General features: G+C 66.1%; 14 protein-coding genes. 4 read left to right on the plus strand and 10 right to left on the minus strand.

The window, feature by feature from the left end; genetic code table 11:
- Nucleotides 1-2: 2 nt before the first annotated feature.
- The gene (locus QRN63_RS23210; protein WP_285033364.1) at nucleotides 3-3,443 is read right to left on the minus strand and encodes a proline dehydrogenase family protein; all 3,441 of its coding nucleotides are present in this window, start codon (nucleotides 3,441-3,443) and stop codon (nucleotides 3-5) included.
- 69 nt (nucleotides 3,444-3,512) lie between these two features.
- Between QRN63_RS23210 and QRN63_RS23215 the strand changes: the two genes are divergently transcribed.
- Nucleotides 3,513-4,439 (plus strand): LysR family transcriptional regulator, encoded by a 927-nt coding sequence (locus QRN63_RS23215; protein WP_285033365.1) that lies wholly within the window; start codon nucleotides 3,513-3,515, stop codon nucleotides 4,437-4,439.
- 152 nt (nucleotides 4,440-4,591) lie between these two features.
- On the opposite strand, the gene QRN63_RS23220 is transcribed toward QRN63_RS23215, so the two are convergent.
- The 5 genes from QRN63_RS23220 to fdxA all read right to left on the minus strand — a co-directional run bounded on the left by QRN63_RS23220 (nucleotide 4,592) and on the right by fdxA (nucleotide 12,619).
- Nucleotides 4,592-7,117: a hypothetical protein gene (locus QRN63_RS23220; protein ID WP_285033366.1), complete on the minus strand. Its 2,526-nt coding sequence runs from the start codon at nucleotides 7,115-7,117 to the stop codon at nucleotides 4,592-4,594.
- Between the two features lie 1,065 nt (nucleotides 7,118-8,182).
- Nucleotides 8,183-8,860, minus strand: coding sequence for a response regulator transcription factor (locus QRN63_RS23225; RefSeq protein WP_285033367.1), 678 nt, complete (start codon nucleotides 8,858-8,860; stop codon nucleotides 8,183-8,185).
- Entirely contained in the window at nucleotides 8,835-10,877 is a 2,043-nt protein-coding gene (locus tag QRN63_RS23230) for a sensor histidine kinase (protein WP_285033368.1), read from the minus strand. Before QRN63_RS23230 ends, QRN63_RS23225 begins: the two co-directional genes overlap by 26 nt.
- 315 nt (nucleotides 10,878-11,192) lie before the next feature.
- Entirely contained in the window at nucleotides 11,193-12,266 is a 1,074-nt protein-coding gene (gene dapC / locus QRN63_RS23235) for a succinyldiaminopimelate transaminase (protein WP_285033369.1), read from the minus strand.
- Nucleotides 12,267-12,298: 32 nt separating this feature from the next.
- The gene (fdxA, locus tag QRN63_RS23240; RefSeq protein WP_029121628.1) at nucleotides 12,299-12,619 is read right to left on the minus strand and encodes a ferredoxin; all 321 of its coding nucleotides are present in this window, start codon (nucleotides 12,617-12,619) and stop codon (nucleotides 12,299-12,301) included.
- A gap of 257 nt (nucleotides 12,620-12,876) precedes the next feature.
- Here fdxA and QRN63_RS23245 point away from each other — a divergent pair, with 257 nt between their 5' ends.
- Both QRN63_RS23245 and QRN63_RS23250 read left to right on the plus strand, forming a co-directional pair.
- Complete coding sequence (locus tag QRN63_RS23245) at nucleotides 12,877-13,443, plus strand: PadR family transcriptional regulator (protein ID WP_267315320.1); 567 nt, start codon at nucleotides 12,877-12,879, stop codon at nucleotides 13,441-13,443.
- The gene (locus QRN63_RS23250; RefSeq protein ID WP_285033370.1) at nucleotides 13,440-15,455 is read left to right on the plus strand and encodes an NADPH-dependent 2,4-dienoyl-CoA reductase; all 2,016 of its coding nucleotides are present in this window, start codon (nucleotides 13,440-13,442) and stop codon (nucleotides 15,453-15,455) included. Before QRN63_RS23245 ends, QRN63_RS23250 begins: the two co-directional genes overlap by 4 nt.
- Nucleotides 15,456-15,459: 4 nt before the next feature.
- On the opposite strand, the gene QRN63_RS23255 is transcribed toward QRN63_RS23250, so the two are convergent.
- On the minus strand, nucleotides 15,460-15,924 hold the full coding sequence (locus tag QRN63_RS23255; RefSeq protein WP_267315322.1) for a DUF2231 domain-containing protein: 465 nt from the start codon (nucleotides 15,922-15,924) through the stop codon (nucleotides 15,460-15,462).
- 98 nt (nucleotides 15,925-16,022) lie between these two features.
- Nucleotides 16,023-18,602 carry a bifunctional FO biosynthesis protein CofGH gene (locus QRN63_RS23260; protein WP_285033371.1) on the minus strand — a complete coding sequence of 860 codons (2,580 nt, stop codon included), beginning with the start codon at nucleotides 18,600-18,602 and terminating at the stop codon, nucleotides 16,023-16,025.
- A 213-nt stretch (nucleotides 18,603-18,815) separates the two neighbouring features.
- Between QRN63_RS23260 and QRN63_RS23265 the strand changes: the two genes are divergently transcribed.
- Nucleotides 18,816-20,174, plus strand: a complete 1,359-nt coding sequence (locus QRN63_RS23265; protein ID WP_285033372.1) for a cell envelope integrity TolA family protein — start codon at nucleotides 18,816-18,818, stop codon at nucleotides 20,172-20,174.
- A 23-nt stretch (nucleotides 20,175-20,197) separates the two neighbouring features.
- On the opposite strand, the gene QRN63_RS23270 is transcribed toward QRN63_RS23265, so the two are convergent.
- Both QRN63_RS23270 and mshB read right to left on the minus strand, forming a co-directional pair.
- Nucleotides 20,198-20,647, minus strand: coding sequence for a hypothetical protein (locus QRN63_RS23270; RefSeq protein ID WP_502888179.1), 450 nt, complete (start codon nucleotides 20,645-20,647; stop codon nucleotides 20,198-20,200).
- 90 nt (nucleotides 20,648-20,737) lie between these two features.
- Nucleotides 20,738-21,616, minus strand: a complete 879-nt coding sequence (gene mshB, locus QRN63_RS23275) for an N-acetyl-1-D-myo-inositol-2-amino-2-deoxy-alpha-D-glucopyranoside deacetylase (RefSeq protein WP_285033373.1) — start codon at nucleotides 21,614-21,616, stop codon at nucleotides 20,738-20,740.
- Between the last annotated feature and the right edge of the window lie 27 nt (nucleotides 21,617-21,643).

Genomic DNA, 21,643 nt, shown 5'->3' on the forward strand with positions numbered 1-21,643 from the left:
CGTCACCGAAACAGGTTCTCGGACAACGGCGTCGGAGAGCCGAAGCGGTGCGCCGTCACCGCGATCGCCTGCTCGTGCAGGAAAGTCAGCAGCTCGATCCGCCCGGCTTCGACCACCGGCCCCGCGTAGAGCGCGATACCGACATTGCCGGCGCTGTCACGTGCGAACTGTTCGCGGCTGCCGCCGAGCAGGCGAACCCGGCCAGGAGCGTTGTCGCGCAGGGTGTTCCGCCATGACGCCGAATCTTCCAGCCTGCAGACGACGCCGGCCGTTGCCAGTGCGTCGACAATCGCCGGATCGAGCGGAACCGGAGTGGAGACAGTGACACCGGAACCGGTCAGGATTCCCGCCCCCACCACGCGCAGTACGGCCGCCGGATCAGCATTCTCGGTGCGCACCGTCACCGGCACCGACAGGTAGCGGAAGACGTTCTTCTCCGCGATCAGGCCCGACACATCGCGCGCGACGCCGAACTCCGTCGCCCAGGCATGTGCGTCGGATCCGAAGGACCGTTCGAGGAACTCCAGTTCTCCGGGTGCCGACCCGACAGCCGGTGCGGCGTCGAGGATCGCTCGCACCGGTGGCGACACCGGGGCCGTCTGCGTCGCCCGGGCGGAACGCCAATCACTCAGCCCGATCAGGTAATTCGGGCCACCGGCCTTCGCGCCCGCACCGACCGCCGACTTCTTCCACCCGCCGAAGGGCTGACGCCGCACGATCGCGCCGACGGTCGAGCGGTTCACATAGGCGTTGCCGGCCTCGACCCGGTCGAGCCACCGTTCGATCTCATCGCGGTCCAGGCTGTACAGCCCTGCCGTCAGCCCGTAGTCGACCTCGTTCTGAATGGCGATCGCCTCGTCGAGGTCAGCGGCGGCGATGAGGCCCAGAACCGGACCGAAGTACTCGGTGCGGTGGAACTCCGAGCCACGCCGCACTCCGGTCTTCACTCCCGGTGACCAGAGCCGTCCGCTGTCATCGAGTTGGCGCGGCTCCACCAGCCACCGCTCCCCGGGCGAGAGCTGCGTGAGGGCCCGCAGCAGCTTGCCGTGCGCAGGCTCGATGATGGGTCCCATCTGCGCGGTCGGGTCTGACGGGTAGCCGACCTTCAACGAAGTGACGGCATCGACCAGCTGGTCGCGGAACCGCGCCGACCGGGCGACGGAGCCCACGAGAATGCCGAGCGACGCTGCCGAACACTTTTGTCCCGCATGCCCGAAGGCCGAGTACACCAGGTCCTTCACCGCGAGATCGAGATCGGCATGTGGGGTGACGATGATGGAGTTCTTGCCGCTGGTCTCGGCCAGCAGTGGCAAGTCGGGCCGGAAGCTGCGGAACAGTTCCGCGGTTTCGAACGCGCCGGTGAGGACCAGGCGGCCAACCCGCGGGTCGGACACCAATTGCGTACCGAGCTCGCCCTCATCAAGGTGCACCAGCTGCAGCACGTCGCGCGGCACGCCTGCGTCCCAAAGCGCCTGCACCATAACGGATCCGCACCGCTGGGCCTGAATGGCAGGTTTGATGATGACAGGACTGCCCGCGGCCAGCGCGGCCAATGCCGATCCGGCGGGGATCGCGACCGGGAAGTTCCATGGCGGCGTGACCACCACCAACCCGGCCGGCGCCGCGACGGCACCGTCGATGGCGTCGAGATCCCCCGCCTGCGTCGCATAGTAATTCGCGAAGTCGATAGCCTCGGAGACCTCTGGATCGCCCTGGTCCAGCGTCTTGCCGCATTCGGACGCCATCACCTCCAGCAATTGCGCCCGCGCTGCCTCGAGTGTTCCCGCCGCGCGCCGAAGGACCGCTGCCCGGTCTGTACCGGTCAACGCAGCCCATGTCGCGCCCGCGGTCACACCATCGGCGATGATCCCGTCGAGCGCCGTCGCGCTCGACACGGTGTGCTCGGCGACCAACTCGGCTCCGGCCATCGACGCGGCGATCCGCTCGGTGATCGCCCGCCCCCACAGTCGATTTCCGGGCAGGGCCGGATCGGTGTCGGCGACATTCGCGAACTCCCCGGCCGGGCTCATCGCTGCCCACGGATCGTCGGTGCGACGATCCTGGCGACGGTTGGGTGCCGGAACGACGTCAGCGGACTTCCCCAACTCGGCGAGCGACGCGACGAAACGGTCCTGCTCGCGCTGGAACAGCGACTGGTCGTCGTGCAGCTCGAACACCGCGGACATGAAATTGTCCTGGCTGGCGCCCTCCTCCAGCCGCCGTACGAGGTAGGCGATCGCGACATCAAAGTCCTTGGGGTGCACCACCGGTACGTACAACAGCAGACCGCCGACGGTGCGCCGGACGGCTTCGGCCTGAGCCTCGGCCATCCCCAGCAGCATCTCGAACTCCACACGATCCCGGACGCCGCGACGCCCGGCGAGCGCCCACGCATAGGCGATGTCGAAGAGGTTGTGCCCGGCGACACCGATCCGCACATTCGCGGTGTGGTCGGGCTGCAGCGCGTAATCCAGCACCCGCTTGTAGTTGGTGTCGGTGTCCTGTTTCGTCGCGAAGGTCGCCACGGGCCAGCCGTGCAGCGAGGCCTCCACGTGCTCCATCGGAAGGTTCGCACCTTTGACCAGCCGAACCTTGATGCCCGCGCCACCGCGCTCGCGGCGCGCACGAGCCCAGTCCTGCAGGCGCATCATCGCGCTCAGCGCGTCGGGCAGATACGCCTGCAAGACGATCCCGGCCTCGAGGTCCAGCAATTCGGCCCGGTCCAGCAGCTTGGTGAACACCGCGATCGTCAGCTCCAGGTCGCGGTACTCCTCCATGTCGAGGTTGATGAACTTCTTCGTCGGCGCGGTCGCCGCCTGGGTGAACAACGGCAGCAGGTTCGCCGCGATGTGGTCGACGGCTTCGTCGAACGCCCACGGCGAGTGCGGCGGCACGGTGGCCGAAACCTTGATCGACACGTAGTCGACGTCGGCGCGGGCGAGCAGCTGTTCGGTGCCCTTCAGCCGCCGGGCCGCCTCGGCCCGGCCGAGCACGGCCTCACCGAGGAGGTTGATGTTGAGGCTGACACCACGCTCGCGGATACGTGCGATGGATCGGCCGAGGCGGGCATCGGTCGCGTCGACGAGAAGGTGACCGACCATCTGTCGCAACGCTTTCCGGGCGACCGGGATGACCAGGCCGGGCGCGATCACCGACACCAGGGCACCGAGCTTGATCAACAGCCGTTCATGCGGCGGCAGGAAGCCAGGGGCGTTACGCGCGAGGGCACGCAGGTTGGCTGCTGCGACCCGGTGGTCTTCGGGCCGGATCACGCGGTCGACGAAGCCGACGGTGAAATCCAGTCCGCTCGGGTCGCGCAGAACGTCTGCCAATCGCCGGCCGGCCGGGGCGACGGGCAGGCGGGCTGATTCGTCGAGCCAGGACCGGACCTGGGCTACGACCTCGGTCAGCAGGTCGTCCTTCTCACGGCTCAGCTGTGTCATCTGTCCATCATGAGCGCGCCAGACACTTAAAATAAAGCGATGATTTCTGACAGGAAAGCTTAAGTAGGAATGAAATATCAGCGTGCTGACCTGCTCGACACCCGCAGGCTGCGCCTGCTGCACGAGCTGAGCCTGCGCGGCACGTTGTCCGAGGTCGCCGAGGCGTTGCACCAGAGCCCGTCATCGATATCGCAGGCGCTGAGCCAGCTCGAACGCGAGGTCGGCGTGCCACTGTTGGAGAAGGTCGGGCGTCGGCTGCGGCTCACCCCCGCGGCCGAGGTGCTCGTCGAGCACACCGCGGTCATCCTGGCGCGGCTCGAGCAGGCCGCCTCCGATGTCGCAGTCCAGAGCGACGAGGCCTCCGGCACCGTTCGGCTCGCCGTCTTCCAATCCGCGGCCTCGGCCTTCATGCCGCAGATGCTGACGGAGTTGGCGACCCGCCATCCGCGGCTTCGCGTGACGATGTCGCAACGCGAACCCGAGCAGGCGCTCTACGAGACCTGGCTGCGCGAGTTCGATCTGGTGATCGCCGAGGAATATCCGGGGCACGCCGCGCGCGCGTATCCGGAACTGCACCGGGCACCGCTGACCACCGACCTGCTGCGGCTGGCCGTACCACCCACCGGAGAACCTTGGGACCGCATCTCCTCGGTCAAAGATGCCGCCGACCTGCCGTGGACGATGGAGCCCGAAGGCACGGCGTCCCGACATTGGGCCGAACAGCTTTGCCGCCGAGCAGGTTTCGAGCCCGACGTCCGCTTCGAGACCGACGACCTCGAAGCCCAGATCGCGCTGATCGAGAACGGCAACGCGGTCGCCATCCTGCCCGACCTGATGCGGGTGCGGCGCCGTCCGGATGTCCGCGTCGTGGACGTCGACCCGCGTCGGCGGGTGGTGTTCACAGCGACGCGGACCGCCATCAGCAAGACACCGGCCATCGTGGCGTGCCGGGCGGCGCTGGCCTCAGCCGTGCCCCCGCAGCTCGACGTGGACTGATCGACCAACATCGCGGCCGCGAGGGACAGTCAGTTAGATGCGGGTATCAATCCCTTGCAGGACAACGAGTTTTGCAAGACCCCGCGGACGACAGCCTGTACCTCTACCCGAATACCGAGCGCTACTGCCTGAAGGCTTCGACACGTTTCACATCAAGGCCGAAACACCTTGCCTGAGAAATTAGCTATTGAAGCCTTGACGTCACGATATCCCTTATCTTGGTCGAACATTTTTGCAACGCTCGAATACGTCTCCCGATCACCGTGGTAATCAAGCGCTATCTTGCCGGCAAGGCCAGCACCAACATAGGGAATTCCTACAACTGCTGCTTCAGCAGCTGTATACCTCCAGTAATCCGACGGAATCGCGGGTCCATAGACGTGGCCATGCAACTGCTGCTGAGTCTGTTGCAACGGAGTTAACCCAGGAACGGGGTCACCTGTGGCGACAAGATCAATCTGAGTAAACCGACTGTTCGGTGACCAGTACACTAACGGGGCCGCGTACATCACCACTGACTTTATGTTGAGCCCCGTCGCACTTTCGGCAATATTCTGCGCATCGATTCCCCCTTGACTGAACCCGACAAGCATTATGGGAGCATGCGGATCTCCACCTTTGGCATAAATCGCGTTCACGATCGTCTGCAATTCTGCAGACTTCACTTGATGCAATGCAGACGGGATGTTACTACCAAGATTCTGTTGCGCCCCGGGGTCCAACTGAGTTCCGCCAAGGTACACGATATAGCTTATCTTGTTGTTGCTATTGACGATTTTATCTACCCAGATTCCACTCTTAGTATCCGCTGTGTCCCGCAGTCGTGTGTATAGCGCCTGCGCCGTTGGGTTGAACTGCTGCGCCGACGGCGACGACTGGTGGATGGCACTGGCCACAAAGGTAACGATCGAATTCACAGCGCTTTTCACCGTATTAACGATCTGTTGCACTTGAGCAACTACCTGCTGCTGCACATGGGAAACCGTCTGTTGCACTACTGCAGCAGTCTTTTGCACTGCGGCAACGACACTCTTTTGTGCTGCGGTAACGAAAGTCTGCAGCTGAACAACTGCCGCGTGCAGTGCGGCACCGGCAGTCTGAAACACGGTGGCTATCGGCGTGAGACCGCCGCTACTTCCATCAGCAAGATCAATGACTGAGATCGTGTTATCCGCCATGTTGGCGACGTAGAGGCGGGTCCCCGCGGGGTTGACCACCATTGAGGTCGGACCCAAACCAACGGTCGTCGGCGCCCCGATGCCCTTGCCGGTACTCAGGTCGTAGCCCGTGACGCTGCCGTCGTACATGGTTTGAGTCGGTAAACCGGCATACGGTTGGTATGAGGCCTTTTTCCCGGTGCGGGAATCGGCGACATCGGAGACGTAGAGGGTCTTTCCGTCAGGACTGAGAGTCATCACCCCGTAGCCGACGACGTTGATGGGAGTGCCGACCTGCTGTCCAGTGCTGGTGTTGAACGTCAAAACCGTTGCGTTTGCTATTTCTTGCGCACTCTGGGGCTGGGTGTTCTGAGCACCGATCGTGATTGCGGGGTACGACAAGGACTCTACGTAGAGCTTTGTGCCGTCCGGGCTCAGCGCCTCGGTTTGAGGGATGAGGGCACCCGCGTCATTCGTCAGGATGATCGGGTTCCCTACCGGGGCACCTGATTTGGAGTCGACGGTATAGATGGTCGTCGTCACGGAAGGCGACGAAGAACTGCTGGACGTCAGATTGGACGCCGTCGTGACATACAGCCGCTTGCCGTCGGGGCTGACCAGAACCGAAGTGGCACCCGTACCCGAATACAAATTCGTCGACACCGGCCCGATCCCTAACGTGTCGCCGACCTGCGTGTTGGTCGTGGTGTCAAACACGGTCACGGTCGGCCGCCAGCTGGTGACCTGGCCGGTGTAGGAGCTGGTCACCGTGGCACCCGCGACGTAGACGCGACTGCCGTCGGGACTGACGGCCAGTGCAGACGGACCGGGCGACGTCATGGTTGTCGAGTTCTGATCCGATGTCACCAGCGGGATGGGACTACCGATCGTCTTGTTGGTACTGGTGTCGATGACCACAAGCGACGGTAGGTATCCGGTCTGGGAATATCCAGTGGACGGATTGGTGATCGTAGCGGGGTTATAGGCAACGACGTAGGCGCGGTTCATCGTGGGGTTGGTCACGATATTTCCCGGCGCGACGAACTGCCCAACCGGAATGGGTTCACCCACTTGCGTATTGGTGCTGGCGTCGACAACCTGGACAGTCGCAACCGGCGTTCCGTTTGCATCCGTAGCGTACGGCGAACTGGTGCCATAAATGGTCTTGCCGTCCTTGGTGATCGCAATCGCCCAAGGGTCAACGGGAATTGTCGCGACCACTGTCGGGGTGCCGGCCGAAGGTGGTGCACTCGTCGTGACGGTCGCCGCCGGCGCGGTTGCCGTCACACTCGACGCACTCGACTGCGGGTAGGCCGCGGCGAGTACCAGCGCGAGGGGCGCGAGAGACACCGGCGCCGACGGCATCGTCGTAGGTGCAGCGCTGAGCGGAGCGGCCGACAAGGCCGGCGGTACCACCCCCGTAGGCATTGTGTACGCCGTAACGGCGTAGGCGGAATGAACCACCGCCGGCAGCACGGGACTCGGCGCCACCGCATCGACCTGAGCCGTCTTCGGCGCCACCGCGGTCACAGGCGGCGCGGCCTGCGACGCCGACTCGGCCGTGGCTGCCACCACCTGCGTAGCCAAGTGGGCCACCGGAGTTCGCGGTGCTTTGCTTGTCGTATCAGACTGTTCCACTTGCGATTTGGCTGACGACTTGGATGATGTGGCGTGTCGGCCCGGTCCCGAATCTTCACTTGGGCTCGAGGCCTGGGCGCCCGTCTGCTGCGCACCGCCGCCGACGGAGCCGCCAGTGGGATCAGACTGTGAATTCCCGCCTTCGTCAGACGATTTCCCTCGGTTCTTTCCATGGCTTCTCGATGACGCTCGCGCACTCCCAGGTGGTGCAGCATCATCGGCGTTCGACTCCGTCGCGCTCGCGTTCGGCGTCGAGTCAGTCGCTGCGTGGACCGCCGGCGAAGTGACTGGCGGCGTGTTCGGATGGTGACGCGAAATGCCTTGCGAAGAAGAATCACTCACCTTGGGCGATGACGATTCATGCGCACCGGCGGCGTCATCGGCGAGAGCAATTCCTGCGCCGTTGACCAACGCAATACCCATACCGAAGGTGACTGCGCCGGTGCCCAACCAGCGATATGGCTCGCGCCGTGAAGTAGCGCGATGACGTCCGGCGTACTTCGCACGTGCCGCTGTCCGACCTGCCCTGCGACGACCGGCCATCTATGCCCCTCCTGGCTCAAGTGCCCCGCCACGAGGATGCGCAGCGTGATTTGCGCCCAGGTATATCACCGGATGCAGCTAATCAGCGGCAGATCTCCGCAAAGTTCACGACCCTGCGACTGCAAGTCAACCGTTCGGATGACATTGACGCAGGTGTAGGAAAATTACTAGCGCACAACGGGTTACGAAAAATTCGCCACCCTTCAGGCGATTTGACAGGAGATCGACAGCTATATTTCAGTAACTTCAGAGCTACCTCGACGTGGACGTTGCCGTCCGTCGCGCCCTCGGCGGGAGTCCCTTTCGTATCGCTGACGAACCGGTTCGGCAGCACGTCGAGCTGACGCGGATCGTCGGCGGTCCAATCCGCGAGTGCGCGCGCCAGGTGTTCGCGCCGCACGTGCCTCAAAGCTCGTCGATACTGAGCAGGCCGTCTTGCACCGCTCGCGCAACGAGTTTGGCCTTGGTCGGGGCTGGTCGGCCAACGGCAGCGTATTTGGCGCGGATGCGTTGCAGGTGGGTTTTGACGGTGGCGGGCGAAAGGTACAGGCTCTTGGCGACGATGTCCTTGCTCTCGGTCTGGAACCAGGCACTGAGCACTTCGAGTTCGCGATCGGTGAGGCGTGGCCGGCCGACGGTGGAGTCAGCCCAGATCGCCGCAGCCATGCGGGGTCCGATGTAGGGCTCGCCGGTGCCGGCGGCGCGGATCGCCTCGATCAGATGATGCTGACCTTCACTCTTGGCCAGATAGGTGACCGCACCGAGGTCCATGCAGCGCAGGATGATCTCGTCGTTTTCCAGGTGCGTGTACACGATTACGGTGTGGCCGGCATCGACGACCGCAGCGAGAGCCTCGAAATCTGTTTTCCGGCTGCGTAATTCGAGGTCAAGTACAACGGCCGACAGGCCGGGAGTGGCCGTCGGATGGGCGTCCAGGAAGGATTCGGCCGTCAGATGGCTGGAGACGACCCCGACGGGCGGGTCGGCCTGGGCACATCGAGCGGCTACCCCGGTGTGAATGATGTCGTGGTCATCGACCACAGCGATCCCCAGGGAATCAGGGTGCATGTCCGGCAAGGGCATACTCGGGGGCTCCTCCTGTGAGCTGGTGTCGCACGGTGATCCATACCGTGTCGTCGAGAACGGTCAGGTCGAGTTGATCTTCGCCATCGGCGATGTGTTCGGTGAGAATTTCGGGGTGTTGCACCGCTCGGCAGATCACGCTGAGCTTGACTGCGAAAGCGTCGCCGGACACGGTGATTCGGGCAGAGGCAAAAATAGAGGGAGCCGTCAGCACCCGGTGAATCACGTCGGTGAGCTGCCGTGCCACCACGTCATCGATGGCGGGCAAGGTTCCGGCAACACTGGTCGATACCGCCAGGCCGCGGCCCTGGACGCCATCGACGACGGGGCGCAGCGCACGCATCAGGACGTGATCGAAGGCAGCTGATTGGTCGAAAAGCGCACGCAGGCGCTGGTATTCGATTTGCGCAGACCGCGCAATGGTGGCATCGACCGTGCCACCGTCCGCAAGGACGAGCAGCAGGGGACGGATCGAATCCGCTAGCTCTGCGTAGCGACGCTGGTACTCCGCTTCCACGGCGGCACCGATGCGATCAGTTGCAACCAGACGCGCCCGGGCATCGGCTTCAGCACCGGCGGATACTGCCGCCCGCCGGATCAGGTTGTCGAACAGCAGCGCACACAACTGCACCAGCAGGATGCTGGCCGTCCCGTAGCCGAGATTGGCCACGGTGTGCGCCGACGGGTCCCGGATCAGGGCGTAGACGCCGGGGATGGTCCAGCAGCCGATCAGGACGACGACACCGACACGTACCCGCTCATTGAGAAGCAGCGGCAGCACACACCAGCCGAGGGTGCTCTGTGGCCACTGGGCCGCGGTGCCGAGCAGATCAACGGGCAGCGTCATTGCTTGCACCACCGAAACGAGCACCAGTGCCGCGGCGCTTATACGGGGTGGCATCCCTGGTCGCCCGAGCACTCCGGTGATCGCCGACAGCGTTGCCGCTGCGGATATCGCCGCCAACGCCCACTGCAGCTGTGGCTGCCCGGTCGCTGATACGGCGGCGGGCACCATCGCCAGCAGGTTCACGCAGGCATACGCGATCAGCGCCAGGCCGTAGCCCGCCCGGGTGCGTTCGATCAGTCTCTCTGGATCGGCAGGCGGTTCCGCAGTCGCCGGTGTGTCTGTGTGCCAACGTAATTCGACGGACGTGCCGTACCCGGGACGTGAATGAATTGCCGCTCCGCCGCCGATGCTGCGCATGCGGGCAGTGATCGAGTTCGCGATCCCGTGTCCGTGAGCGGGTTGCGTGGTGTCGAAGCCACAGCCGTCGTCGGTGATGCGCAGCTGCCCCGGTGCGATCGTGATCGCCACCGTGGTGGCACCGGAATGCCGGTCTACGTTGTTGAGCACTTCTCGGGCCGCGGCGGCGACCGCTGCCACTGTCACACCGTCGAGCCACAGCACTTCGGCCCCGGTGAATGTCATCGGTGTCGCGATGTGATCAGCGTTGTGACGAACAGCCGCAACAAGATCAGCGCGCGCCCGCGGCACCCAGGGCCTGTCGGAAAACACCTCCAGGTCGCGACGGGCCTGCGCGGCGACGCGCTCGGGCGCCAATGAGGTGCCATCACCGACCATCAGCAGGGTCGAGGCGACGGTGTCGTGCAGCAGCCGCGTCTGTTCACGGTCATACTCGCGGACCGCGGCGGCGACCTCCTGTTGCAGTTCCGCGGCCACTCGATCCGCGCGCGCCGCGTCGACAGAGTCGGCCACACGTAACACCATCATTCGGACCGACACCCCGGTCACCCATTGCAACGCAAAGTAGTACAAGTTGAAGATGTCGCCGACATGACTCCAGCCGACGGCTCCCGAAGAGCCGACGGCGAACGCGGCGGCGATCCCGAGGTTCATCGCGAAACTGACCGCGGCCGGCAAGGAGAGACTGAAGCTGACAACAGCGGTGCCCGCGATCACCACCGGAACACTGTTCGACAGGTAGAACTGCGGGCCGGCCACCAACACCGGGGTGGCCAGGCACGCGGCGAGCGTGGTGACGTAGTCGATCGCCACCAGACGCGAACCATGCGAACGGGAGCCCAGTCGGTAAGCAGCCCATGCGCCCAGCGCAGCGGCACATATCCGGGCTGCAGTTTCATGGGGCGGCGGAGGTATCACGACGACGACCGCGCAGACCAACAGATTGGCACCATGACGCATGAATAACGTGATGCGGTTTGCCTGCCGCAGCATGTTCCGTCGCGAGGCGTCGGAAGCGAGGGCATCAATCATGGCGAGAGCCCATTGTGCGCCACCATCATCTGCAGCGCTGGCCGTCCCCGAAATTGTCGCGAACGCAGCAGCACGCGGACGCGCGGGTTAGCTGAACTAAGCCAAGCGGGAAACGGCGGCGGCGATGCGCTCGTCAGTCGCGGTCAGCGCGATGCGCACGAACCGCTCACCGGCCGGGCCGTAGAACTCACCGGGCGCGACGAGGATGCCGCGTTCAGCCAGCCACGCGACCGTCGCGCGCCCGGACTCGCCGCGGGTGGCCCACAGGTACAGGCCGGCCTCGGAGTGCTCGACGGTGAAGCCGGCACCCCGGACTGCCGCCAGCAGTGCGTCGCGACGCTTTGCGTAGCGATCCCGTTGGATGCGTTCATGTTCGTCGTCGTCGAGGGCGGCGACCATCGCGGACTGCACGGGCGTCGGGACGATCATCCCGGCGTGCTTGCGCACTGCAAGGAGTTCGGCGACCAACGCCGGGTCCCCCGCGACGAAGCCGGCCCGGTAGCCGGCCAGCGACGAGGTCTTGGACAGCGAGTGCACGGCCAGAAGACCGGTGTGGTCGCCATCGCAGACGTCGGGATGCAGCACCGACAGCGGCTGGGCATCCCACGCCAGACCGAGGTAGCACTCGTCGGACGCGATGACGACACCGCGCTCGCGCGCCCAGCCGACGACCTTGCGCAGGTGGTCGACACCCAGCACCTTGCCGGTCGGGTTACTGGGCGAGTTCAGGAACACCAGCGCGGGCACCTGGGGCCCGATCTGGGTCAGCGAATCGGCACGCAGCACCTGCGCACCGGCCAGCCGCGCGCCGACGTCGTACGTCGGGTACGCCAGTTCGGGCACCACGACGGTGTCGGCGGCCGCCAAGCCGAGCAGCGTCGGCAGCCAGGCGATGACCTCTTTGGTGCCGATGACCGGCAGTACCGCCTGCTCCGGCAGGCCGGTGATGCCGTAGCGGCGTTGCAGCGCAGCCACTGCCGACGCACGCACGGCCGGCGTACCGGCTGTCGCCGGGTAACCCGGTGAGGCACTGGAAGCGGCCAGCGCCTCCCGGATCACCGGAGCGACGTCATCGACGGGTGTGCCGACGGACAGATCGACGATGCCGTCCGGATGAGCACGCGCGGTCGCGGTCGCGTCAGCCAGGGTGTCCCAGGGGAACACCGGCAATGCAGCCGAGACTCTGGTTCGAGCGGACAGGGTCACTCGCCCTGCGGCGCGAGATCCTTGACCGCCTGCGGGTCGTTGTCGGTCTGGCCGACCTTCGACGCACCACCCGGCGAGCCGAGCTCGGCGAAGAAGTCGGCGTTGTTCTGAGTGTATCCGCTCCACTGATCGGGGACGTCGTCCTCGTAGTAGATGGCCTCGACGGGGCAGACCGGCTCGCACGCGCCGCAGTCCACGCACTCATCGGGGTGGATGTACAGCATGCGTGCACCCTCGTAGATGCAGTCGACCGGGCATTCTTCGATACATGCCTTGTCTTTGACGTCGACGCAGGGTTCGGCAATGACGTACGTCACCGGTAGTTCTCCTGTTCCAGTGGGCTGCTGGCTCGTCAGGAATACAACGAGCAGACGTCAGTATGGTGCGCCCGTACCGAAGCGTCTGGCTCAGTGTCACCTAACTTTACGCGCCGCCCAGGAAGGGTGGCGCGTGGTTACTGATACTAGACGTTGCACATACCGTCCGACTAGTTCCCGCTGCAGCTTTTTACGCGTGTCACTTTTAGCTTTGCAATCTGTTGCATAGGACCGCCGGTAGCACCTAGGCTCGTGCCGTGGCCCTCCCCCACGCCATCCTCGTGGCGTTGTGCGAACAAGCCGGTTCCGGTTACGAACTGGCCAACCGGTTCGACCGATCGATCGGCTACTTCTGGGCCGCCACCCACCAGCAGATTTACAAGACGCTGCGCACCATGGGCGCCGACGGCTGGGTCAGCGTCGAGGTCGTCGCGCAGCACGGGCGTCCGGACAAGAAGGTCTATTCGGTGACCGACACCGGCCGGGCCGAACTCGCACGCTGGATCGCCGAACCCCTCACTGGCCGCGGCAGTTCCGTGACCGACGCCCGTACGCGTGAACTCGCGGTGAAGCTGCGCGGCGCGACGTACGGATCCGCGGACAGCACCGCCGCACTGCGCGAGCAGATTCGCGCGCTACGCGCCGAACGTGCCGCACTACTCGACACCTATCGCGGCTACGAAAAACGTCAGTTCCCCGACCCGTCCGCGCTCACCGGCAGCGCGCTGCACCAATACCTGGTGCTGCGCGGCGGCATCCGCGCCGAGCAGGGGTCAGTGGACTGGTTGGACGAAGTTCTGCTCGCCCTAGAAGGAAAACAATGACCAATCCCTATCCGAACCTGTTGTCGCCGTTGGACCTTGGCTTCACCACGCTGCGCAACCGGGTGATCATGGGCTCGATGCACACCGGCCTCGAGGACCGCGCCCGCGACACCGGCAAGCTGGCCGAGTACTTCGCCGAGCGGGCCCGCGGTCGGGTCGGTCTGATCATCACCGGCGGCTACGCCCCCAACCGCACCGGCTGGCTGCTCCCGTTCGCCGCCGAGATGCTGTCGTCTTCCGATGCCCGTCGGCACCGGCGCATCACCACAGCAGTCCGCGCCGAGGGCGGCAAGATTCTGCTGCAGGTGCTGCACGCGGGACGCTATGCGTACCATCCACTTTCAGTCAGCGCGTCGTCGATCAAGGCGCCCATCAACCCGTTCCGGCCCCGGGCACTGCGGGACGTCGAAGGCACCATCGGCGACTTCGTGAGATGTGCACTGCTGGCCCGCGAAGCCGGGTACGACGGCGTCGAGATCATGGGCAGCGAAGGTTATCTGCTGAACCAGTTCCTGGCGCCGCGCACCAACAAACGCACCGACGCCTGGGGCGGCACCCCCGAGAAGCGCCGCCGCTTCCCGGTCGAGATCGTCCGTCGCACCCGCGAGGCCGTGGGCCGCGATTTCATCATCTGCTACCGCCTGTCGATGGCCGACTATGTCGAAGACGGCCAGACGTGGGAGGAAATCCTCACGCTGGCAACGGAAATCGAAGCTGCCGGCGCGACGATCATCAACACCGGCATCGGCTGGCACGAAGCGCGGGTGCCGACCATCGTCACGTCGGTACCCAACAGCGCGTTCGCCGATATCAGCAACGCGGTGGCGCAACACGTCACCATTCCCGTGGTGGCATCCAACCGGATCAACATGCCGCAGTCCGCCGAACAGATCCTGGCCGACGGTGCGGTGCAGCTGATCTCGATGGCGCGACCGCTGCTGAGCGACCCGGACTGGGTCCGGAAAGCGCAGCATGACGCCGCCGACGAGATCAACACCTGCATCGCCTGCAACCAGGCCTGCCTGGACCATGCGTTCGTGCACAAGACCGTGTCATGCCTGCTGAATCCGCGGGCCGGGCACGAAACCACGTTGGTGCTGGGCAAGACTCGCGTGACGAAGCGGGTCGCGGTGGTCGGCGCCGGACCCGCGGGCCTGGCCGCCGCCGTCACCGCTGCCGAGCGCGGGCACTCCGTCACCCTGTTTGAGGCCGGCGATCGGATAGGTGGCCAATTCGATCTGGCCCGAAGGATTCCCGGCAAGGAGGAGTTCAACGAAACCCTCCGCTACTACACCACGATGCTGGCCAAGCACCGCGTGGATGTCCGGCTCAACACCCGGGCGTCGGCCGACGAACTGTCGGGCTACGACGACGTCGTCCTGGCCACCGGCGTCGCACCACGCATGCCGGCGATCCCCGGCATCGACCACCCGATGGTGCTGTCGTATGCGGAGGCCCTGACGGGAGCGGCGGTCGGCAAGCGGGTCGCGGTGATCGGCGCCGGCGGAATCGGTTTCGACGTCAGTGAGTTCCTCACAGTCGATGAATCCCCCACTTTGAACCTCAAGGAGTGGCGGGCCGAGTGGGGCATCGCCGACGGCGGCGACTCCCGCGGTGGGCTGGCCACGCCCATCCCACTGCCACCGGCCCGCGAGGTGTACCTGCTGCAGCGCACCAAGGGCGCGCAGGGTCGCGGGCTCGGCAAGACCAGCGGGTGGGTGCACCGGGCATCGATCAAAGCCAAAGGTGTACAGCAACTTTCCGGCGTCAACTACGAGAAGATCGACGACGCCGGCCTGCACATCAGCTTCGGCCCGGACCGGTCCGGGGCACGCGTTCTCGAGGTCGACAACGTCGTGATCTGCGCCGGCCAGGAGTCGGTGCGCGATCTCGACGAGGCGTTGCGCCAGGCCGGCATCGAACCGCACATTATCGGCGGCGCGGCCGTTGCCGCCGAACTGGACGCCAAGCGGGCGATCCGGCAGGGCACGGAGTTGGCGGCCAAGCTGTAGCGGGCTACGACCCGCTGCTGCCCCACACCGCGTGCGCACCGGTGTCACCGATTCGCACGATCTGGTAGATCGAGGCGACGCCGATCAGCACTGCCAGCACTGCCACCACGATGCCGCCCAGGCCACGCCGTTCGCCGAGGCGGGCGCCCCAGCGGTGCAGGAATGCCAGCGCCAGCGACACCACCAGCAGGCCGAGGACGAAGTAGATTGCCGTGTCGCCGAGTTCGGTGTGCTCGTGCAAGGTCGGCGTGCGGGCCTGCTGCTGGTGCTCCAGCCATTCACCGGCTTCGGTCGCCAGCGGCGTCAGCACCGTCAGCACCACAGACAGGACCAGCGTCAGCCAGACCAGGCGCTCTCGCGCGGCGGTCCAGACCGCGCAGAGGATCACCAGGATCGCGGTCAGCGGCACCAGAACCACGACGAAGTGGACAAAGAACGGGTGCGCGGGGATGTCACCGATGGTGTTCACGCATCAAAGCGTGACACTCGCGGCCCGTGAGCGCGCGCAAAGTGCACGCGACACACCGCGAAAGCCCGTACAAACACGGCCGCTCGCGGGAGAGGGGGCTAGGCGGCCAGGGGCGAGTAGTCGGTGCTGCGCTGACGGGCCGGGCGGCCGATGCCTTCGGCAATGGCGACCAGCTCGGCGACGGTCTTGGCCGAGCCGTTCTCCGAGCCGGCCATGCGGGAGATGGTCTCCTCCATCAGCGTGCCGCCGAGGTCGTTGGCACCGCCCTGCAGCATCACCTGGGTGCGCTCGACGCCGAGCTTGACCCATGAGGTCTGGATGCTGGGGATCCGGCCGTGCAGCATGATCCGCGCCAGTGCGTGCACCGCGCGGTTGTCGCGGTGCGTCGGCCCCGGCCGCGCCCCGCCCGCCAGATACAGCGGCGAGGACTGGTGCACGAACGGCAGCGGCACGAACTCGGTGAAACCGCCGGTGCGGTCCTGGATTCCACGCAGCACGTTCAGGTGTCCCACCCAGTGCTTGGGGGTGTCGACGTGCCCGTACATCATGGTCGAGCTCGACCGCAGCCCCACCTCGTGCGCGGTGGTCACCACGTTGATCCACTCGGCGGTCGGCAGCTTGCCCTTGGTCAGCACCCAACGGACCTCGTCGTCGAGGATCTCGGCGGCGGTGCCCGGGATGGTGTCCAGGCCGGCTTCCCGCAGCGACGTCAGCCACTCCCGCACCGACAGCCCGCTGCGTGTGACGCCGTTGGCGATCTCCATGGGCGAGAAGGCATGCACGTGCATCGACGGCACGCGCTTCTTCACCGCGCGGACCAGATCGGCGTACCCGGTGACGGGCAGCTCGGGGTCGATGCCGCCCTGCATGCAGACCTCGGTGGCCCCGGCGACATGCGCTTCCCAGGCCCGGTCGGCGACCTCGTCCGTCGACAGTGAGTAGGCGTCGGCGTCACCCTTGCGCTGCGCGAAGGCGCAGAAGCGGCAGCCCGTGTAGCAGATGTTGGTGAAGTTGATGTTCCGGTTGACCACGAACGTGACATCGTCGCCGACGACGTCCCGCCGCAACGAATCCGCGAGCGCCGCAACGGCATCCAGCGCCGGACCGTCGGCGGTCGCCAGGGCCAGGTACTCGTCGTCACTGCAGCCACCCGGGTTGCGTTCGGCCGAGCGCAGCGCCGCGAGCACGTCGGTGTCGATGCGCTCCGGGGCACGGGCCGCCAGCTCGGAGACCTTCTCCCGGATGGACTCCCAGTCGCCGAACGCACTGCCCAGATCGCTGCGGGTCTCGGTCAGCCGGCCCTCGGTGTCGATGGCGGTGTGCAGATCGGTGCGGCCCAACGACTCCGACGCCTCATCGGGTTCCTGCCACGGCATGCCGACAGGGTTGACCTCGCGCGCCCACCCGGTCTCCGGGTCCGCCAGGGCATCCACATGTCCGCGCACGCGCGGGTCGATCCACGCCGCCCCGGCCTGCACGTACGACGGCTGCGCCGTCAACCGCTGCACCAGGTCATAACCGGCCTCAGCAGTCACCGAAGCCAGATCATCGAGTGCGGGCCAGGGACGTTCGGGATTCACGTGGTCGGGGGTCAGCGGCGAAACGCCACCCCAGTCGTCCACACCGGCACCGATCAGCGCCAGGCATTCCTCGCGGGACACCAGATTCGGCGGCGCCTGGATGCGCATCTTGGGTCCCAGCACCAAGCGCGTCACCGCGATGGTGGCCAGGAAATCGTCGATCCCGGCATCGGGCGCCTGGGCCATGGCGGTGTGATCCTTGGCCCGGAAGTTCTGCACGATGACTTCCTGGACGTGCCCGAACTCCTTGTGCGACTTGCGGATCGCGTGCATGGTCTCGGCGCGCTCGGTGAGATTCTCACCGATACCGACCAGCAGGCCGGTCGTGAACGGGATGGACAACCGGCCGGCGTCATCGAGCGTGCGCAGCCGCACCGCCGGGTCCTTGTCGGGGCTGCCGTAATGGGCCAGTCCCTTGGTCTCGAACAGCCGGCGTGACGTGGTCTCGAGCATCATGCCCATGGACGGCGCGACGGGCTTGAGCCGCGACAGTTCCGACCAGCTCATGACACCGGGGTTCAGGTGCGGCAGCAGACCCGTTTCCTCCAGGACACGAATGGCCATGGCGCGCACGTAGTCGAGGGTGGAGTCATAGCCACGCTCGTCGAGCCACTGCTTGGCCTCGTCCCAGCGGTCCTCCGGACGGTCACCGAGGGTGAAAAGCGCTTCCTGGCAGCCCATCTCGGCGCCGCGGCGGGCTACGTCAAGAATTTCGTCGGGCTCCATGTACATGCCCATACCGCGGGCACGCAGCTTGCCGGGCACCGTCACAAAAGTGCAGTAATGGCAGGTGTCGCGGCACAGATGCGTGACAGGGATGAACACCTTGCGCGAATACGACACCGGCAACCGGCCGGTGGCGCCCCGTCGTCCCGCCGCTTCCAAACCGGCGTCACGAACCCGGGCGGCGCTCGCACAGAGATCGGCCAGGTCATCGCCGCGGGCCGTCATCGCAATGGCGGCCTCGTCCACGTTGAGCGACACTCCGTCACGAGCGCGGCGCAGCACGCGGCGTAGGGCGGACGACGATGCAGGGGCGGCGAGCGGTGGGACCACGGGGAGAGGCAGGTCTGCGCCGTTCTGGGGGTTCAGAGCCACTTCCCTGTAACCCCGATGAAGTCGACGTTCATCCACGCGTCTCACATTCTGAAACCACTGCGCCTGGCATACCGGCCACAGTAGCGCCAGCCGGCCGGCGTGGCGCGGGCCCCATGCCCCGACACACACAGCAAACGCCCAGACTGTTGGTCAAATTTGGTGACGACCGCGTAAGTTCAGAGGGTCGGGACGCGATCATTTCGAGGAGCCATGGTGTCCGTTTCTGTCCGCAGGTATCTCATGGCGGGCGCCGCCGCGGCGACCGCCACGGCCCTCGCCCTGACCCCCATCCAGGTGGTTCCCGCCGACGTCGCGGTCCCGGCGCACCCGACCACAGTCCAACCGCACCTGACCGAGGCCATGGTCAAGCTGCTGGCCGCGGCGAGCACCATGGCACCGCCGGCGCCCAGGCTGCCCGCCGCGGGCGTCGCCCCCAAGGTGGGGCCGAACCCGCTGGCGGCCGCACCGTCGGCGGCCGGGCCGGTCGTCACCCCCCAGAACGCGGCCAGTGACTGGCTGACCAACGCGTACACCGGCATTCAGGCCTGGGTGGATTGGGGCGTCGACTACGCCACCGACGTTCTCTACTGGCTGAACTGGTTCGTGCCGTTCGCGGGCACCATCGCCGCGCAGACTGACATCTTCTACTGGACGCTGATCCGGCCGGTCTCGAACGACATCTTCTACCAGGCGGTCGTCCCGATCGTGAACGATCCGCTCAATCTGGGCGTGTGGGTCAACGGCATCGGCAATGCGATCCGCTACTCGGTCAACGATGTCATCAACTTCGGTATCGCGGAGTTCAACTACTTCTTCGGTTGGATCATCCCGCCGATTCCGCCGCTGCCGCCCATCGGCTCGCTGGCCGCCGCGCAGACGACACTCGAGTCGATCGCCAAGACGGTGCAGACCACGCTGACCAGCCTGGCCGCAGGCTTGACGCCAGCCAAAGCCACCGCGGAGACCAAACTCGCGCCGACCGCTGCGCAGAACCCGGCCGACAAGCCTGCCGAGACCCCGACGAAGACGGACGACAAGGGCAAGACGGACGACAAGGGCAAGTCCGACGACAAGGGCACGCAGCCCGCGGGCACCGAGGCCGCGCAGCAGCCGACCGACCCGCAGGCCGGCGATCCCAAGTCCGACCCGAAGAACGACCCCAAGGCAGACCCGAAGACCGATCCGAAAACCGATCCGAAGGCTGATCCGAAAGCCACCGACCCGAAGACCGAGCCCAAGACCGACGAGCCCAAGGCCGGTACTCCGGCCGCCGGCGACCCCGCCGGATCGACCCAGCAGCAGGACGAGGTCAAGGCACCCAAGACCACCAAGACGCGCGACAAGAAGCCAGGCGACAAGACCGAGGCCACGAACAACAACGCGGGCGCAGATAACCAGAATGCCGGCACCGGAGCGACGAAGCCCGGCAAGGCCGACAAGACCAAGGGTGGCAACGCCAAGGGTGGCAAGGCCCAGGGTGGCAAGGCCCAGGGCGAGAAGGGCGCCGGCCAGTCGCAGGGCGCCGGCGCGGGCCAAAACGCGGGTTCGGGCAGCCACACAGCCAAGGGCTGAACGTTGCGCAGAGAGACCGGACGCTAGCGCGACACTTCAGCGCGCTGGGCATGGCGCCACAAGACCACACCGGGCGGCGTCGCACCGAGCAGCAAGAAGATCAACGGTGAGGCCTGCATGATGCCGGCGCCGCCGAACACGACGTCGTCGCCGGGGCCGCCGAGCAGCAGGAGCACGACTGTCGTCAACCAGGCCCACATCGGTAGCGCGGCGAGGCGCGGACGGGACGTCCACTGCAGGCCGGCCCAGACCAGGGCCGCGTTGACGAGACCACTGAGTAGGCCACTGATCGGGAACGGCACGGGACCGAGATAGAGCGGCAGGAACAGTGCGCCGGCGATTGCCGACAAGGCGCCATCGAGGGCCAGCACACCGAGCATCAACGAACGCGCCCGACCGGAGTCGGCGGGCACCGGGGCAGACGTCAGGTCGGGATGCTGTCGAGCAGTCCGACGAGGGAACCGACGACCCACTGATAGTTGTCGCCGAGGCCCTGCAGGTGCTGCAGGTTGGGGTCCAGATCCGCGTCCATGGCGGCTACCCTACTCCCCCGCTTCCCGGTGTCACGCCAGGTTTATCCCGCTGAGTAGGTCAGTTTCCACACCACGGGCGTCCCGCTCGCCCGCCGTGCCGTCGACCAAGACATAGTGCTCGACGGGGCTGATCGGCAGCGCGATGTTGTTCGACAGCGCAAAGACCCGGCCGCTCGCCTCGACCGTCACCTGCGTCTCGTGGGCGCGCATGGCGGCGACCTTGGCCGGCAGGCTGTCCTGCGCGTCGATGATGGCATCGATGCGGTGACCGAGGTCGAACGGCAGGGCACTGGCCGGGATTCGTATCCAACTCTCGGGCAGCTCGATCCCGTTCAGCGAGTCCAGAGCTTCGGCCATCGACTCACCGTCCATCACGGTCCAGTAGAACTTCGGGACCTGCCAGGGCTCGCCCGGATGACCGTCGCCGGCCGACGCGGCGACCGCGGCCGTCGTCACCCGGTGCGCCTGGACGTGGTCGGGGTGCCCGTAGCCGCCGTTGGGGTCATAGGTGACGACGACGTGCGGCCGGAAGGCCCGCAGCACGGCCACCAGTTCGGCGACGGCCTCGTCCATGTCGGCGTCCGCGAACCGCTGCCGGTGCCGGGCCGGGCTGCCTTCCATGCCGGAGTCGCGCCAACGTCCGGCCCCGCCCAGATACCGCGGCTGGTCGACACCCAATTCCTTCAGCGCCGAGGTCAATTCACCGATGCGGTAGCCGCCCAGTTGGTCAGCTCCGTCGACCGCCAGCTGCGCCCACTGCGAACCGATGACCTCGCCCTCTTCGCCCAACGTGCACGTGAGCACCCGCACGTCGGCGCCGCGGGCGGCGTAGTGCGCGATGGTCGCTCCGGTAGTCAGTGTCTCGTCATCCGGATGGGCATGGACGAACAGCAGCCGTGGGGTCTCCATGTCACCCAGGCTGGCATACATTCACCG

The sequence above is a fragment of the Mycolicibacterium sp. lyk4-40-TYG-92 genome (assembly GCF_030209435.1).
Taxonomy (GTDB): Bacteria; Actinomycetota; Actinomycetes; order Mycobacteriales; family Mycobacteriaceae; genus Mycobacterium.